The following is a 3533-nucleotide window of genomic DNA, read 5'->3' as shown; positions in this document are numbered from 1 at the left end:
TCTACTCTCTATTGCGATTAAAAATGGGAGGATTACCGAATCATCAAGAAAAAGCATTTAGGCATGCTAGAATATATGATGAAATATATACACATGCGTGATATGATAAAACTATGGGAAAAATTTTTAACAAAGTTTAAACATATTATAATATTGGATAAAGAAAAAGGTTATATTTACCTAAGATCGTTCTTATGGTATACTGATGCAAAATTATCAAAACAAAAACAACCTGAATTAGTAGAAGTATTGAATAAACATCTATTACCGCAAGATAAGGATATTATTATGAAAACTATCGCTGACACATATAGAGAAGAAGGAAGAGAGGAAGGTGTGGCACAAGGTATTGAGATAGGAGACCACAACAGAGCGGTAATTGTAGCAAAAGAAATGTTTACTGAAGGCTTTAAAATTTCTCTTATTGCCAAAATTACACATCGTGAAGAAAATTTTATTCGTTCAATTGTAAAAAAGTAATTTTTTAAATTTAAATAAATACGATATTGTGCAGCAACCTGCTGCACAAATTCTAAATCTCCAAATCATATCAAAGAAAAGAAACGTATCTTGTCATAATCGCATATAATCTTTATAATAATATTCTTAAACACGAATAAAACATATGAAAGAATTTCCAAAAAATTATAATTTTACTGAAAATGAAAAAAAGTGGCAGCAAGTTTGGCAAGAAAAACAAATTTATGCGTATGATCCAAATATTTCAAAAGAAGAAACTTATATAATCGATACGCCGCCGCCGACGGTTTCGGGGCAGTTACATATCGGACATGTTTATAGCTATACGCAAACCGACTTTATCGTACGTTTTCAGCGTATGACGGGTAAAAATATCTTCTATCCTATGGGTTTTGATGATAACGGGCTACCGACCGAGAGACTTGTTGAAAAGCAAAAACAGATCAAAGCTTATAATATGTCTCGATCTGAGTTTATAAAAATTTGTGAAGAGGTAGTAGCAAATGAAGAAGAGAGGTTTAGAAGTCTATTTAACCAAATAGCATTATCGGTTGATTGGAGTTTAGAGTACCAAACTATCAGTCCTTTATCTCGAAAAATATCTCAAATGTCTTTTCTTGATTTAGTTAAAAAAGGCGAGGTTTATCGCAATGATCAGCCAATATTATGGGATCCGGTAGACGGCACCGCTCTTGCTCAAGCTGATATTGAGGACAAGGAAAAAACCTCTTTCATGAATTATATTACTTTTGAAATTGAAGAAGATGATAGACCTTTTTCCAAATTCGCTTATAGAGAGGAATTTGTAGGAAACACGGAACGCAGTACCGCAGCGTACATAAAAGTACGCGAGGATGCGAGTACCGGATTGACGCACAAATTACCTCTAGAAGTAGAGTTTGGGAAGAGGTCTATTACTATTGCAACTACAAGACCTGAGTTATTACCAGCTTGCGTCGCCGTATTTTATCACCCTGATGACAAGCGTTATAATCATCTAGCGGGCAAATTTGCCGTTACTCCACTGTTTAATGCTAAAGTTCCGCTACTTGCCGATCCTTTAGTACAACAAGATAAAGGTACGGGTTTAGTTATGTGCTGTACATTTGGTGATCAAACGGATATTACTTGGTGGAAAACACATAATTTGCCTTTAAAAACTATTGTAACTAAGAAAGGTACGATAGATTTCCCTCATGATATTGCTATAGACGGATTAAAAATTAAAGAAGCTAGGACAAAAATAATAGATATTTTAAAAGAGCAGAATTTACTTACTAAACAAGAAGAGATAACTCATACCGTTAAATGTGCTGAGGGGTCAGGGACTCCTCTTGAGATACTAACCGTACCGCAATGGTTCGTTAAAACTATATCACATAAAGAAGCTCTACTTAAAAGAGCAAGTGAGTTAAATTGGCATCCTAAAAATATGAAGATTCGTTTAGAGAATTGGATTAACGCCATTAGTTGGGATTGGTGCATAAGTAGGCAACGTTATTTCGGCGTACCTTTCCCTGTTTGGTACTCTAAAAGAGCCGGTGAGGAAGGCAAGATTTTATATGCTGATGTCTCGCAACTACCTATTGACCCCCTAAAAGATTTGCCTATAGGTTATAGTAAGGAGGAAGTAGAGCCTGACTTAGATGTTATGGATACATGGGCAACAAGTTCCGTTTCGCCTCAACTTTCTACTCATGGTATTTCTGATGGTTTCACTGTTAATAAAGATAGACACGATAAATTATTTCCGATGGATTTAAGACCTCAAGCACATGAAATTATAAGAACTTGGGCGTTCTATACTATCTTAAAAGCTCATTTACACCAAAATACTTTGCCGTGGAAAAACATCATGGTAAGCGGTTGGTGCTTAGCTGAAGACCGAAGTAAAATGTCTAAATCTAAGGGTAATGTTTTAGTACCTGAAAAACTGCTAGAGCAATACGGTTCCGATGTCATACGTTATTGGTCGGCAAATTCAAAACTGGGTAGCGATACCGCCTATTCTGAAGACGTTATGAAAAACGGCAAAAGGCTTGTTAACAAGCTATGGAATGCCGCTAAATTTGTTTCTATACATTTTGAGAAATTAAAAGATGAAGATAAAAAAGTAAGCTTGTTCGATATTAAAGAGAAAGTTACTCACGAATTTGATCAGTGGGTTATTAATAAGCTAGTAGAACTAGTTAAGCTAGCCACAAATGAGTTACAAAATTATGAATATGCAAATGCTATGCACTTAACAGAAAAATTTTTCTGGGCAATATTTTGTGATAATTATTTAGAGATAAGTAAAAATCGAGCTTATGATGAAGAAAATAAAAACCCGCAAGGACAATATAGTAGCATATTAACTTTATATCATATTATGCAAATGTTATTGAAACTATTTGCACCGTTCGTGCCGCATATTACCGAAGAATTATATCAGCTATTATATAGTGAAAATTCTGTTCACGTTAAGGGCAGCTGGACTAATTACAGTGACTTAAACTATAATATAGATGCAAAAGGAGCAGAAGGGCTGCTTGAAATTTTAGATATCGTCAGAAAATTCAAAGCTGAGAAAAATCTATCTATAAAAGCTCCTATAAAACTGCTTAAAGTTAGCGGCATAGAATTATCTGCAGAATTAACAGAAGATTTAAAAAACGTCACATCGGCAGAAGAAATACAATTTGAGATGAAAGATGATGAAATTAAAGTCGATGTTATCCTTTAAAAATATTACAGGCTTAATATTAATTATATTTGCCGGCATATTTTTTTATGCTTATATATTAGAACATGACTGGCGATATGTAACCTTAAGTGATGAACAAGTAAAAAAATATAGAATTAGTGAGAAAAAAGCACTTAGCCTTTATCAGCTAATGAAAGATACTCATGAGCTACTTGGTAAGAATAATATTAATTATTGGATAGAAGGCGGCACTCTGCTTGGAGCCGTTAGACATCAAGGCATAATTCCTTTTGACGATGATTTAGATATCGGTATTATGCATGAAGACGAAATACATTTGCAACAAATATTACCGCAATTTGAACAA

At 34.1% G+C, this 3533-nt stretch carries 3 protein-coding genes; all 3 read left to right on the top strand.

What is annotated here, in order from left to right:
* The first annotated feature begins 75 nt into the window (after positions 1–75).
* Positions 76–480: a transposase gene (locus KYQ89_RS04415; protein WP_256621324.1), complete on the top strand. Its 405-nt coding sequence runs from the start codon at positions 76–78 to the stop codon at positions 478–480.
* 145 nt (positions 481–625) lie between these two features.
* On the top strand, positions 626–3205 hold the full coding sequence (locus KYQ89_RS04410; RefSeq protein ID WP_218460581.1) for a valine--tRNA ligase: 2580 nt from the start codon (positions 626–628) through the stop codon (positions 3203–3205).
* Positions 3174–3533, top strand: a 360-nt coding sequence (locus KYQ89_RS04405; RefSeq protein WP_218460580.1) for a LicD family protein, incomplete at its 3' end; no start/stop codon positions are given. The genes KYQ89_RS04410 and KYQ89_RS04405, both read left to right, overlap by 32 nt.

Origin of the sequence: Rickettsia sp. TH2014 (assembly GCF_019249195.1) — a bacterium.
Classification (GTDB): domain Bacteria; phylum Pseudomonadota; class Alphaproteobacteria; order Rickettsiales; family Rickettsiaceae; genus Rickettsia; species Rickettsia felis.
The sequence above is the reverse complement of the archived record's forward strand: the minus strand, read 5'-3'. Positions and strand labels throughout refer to the sequence as shown.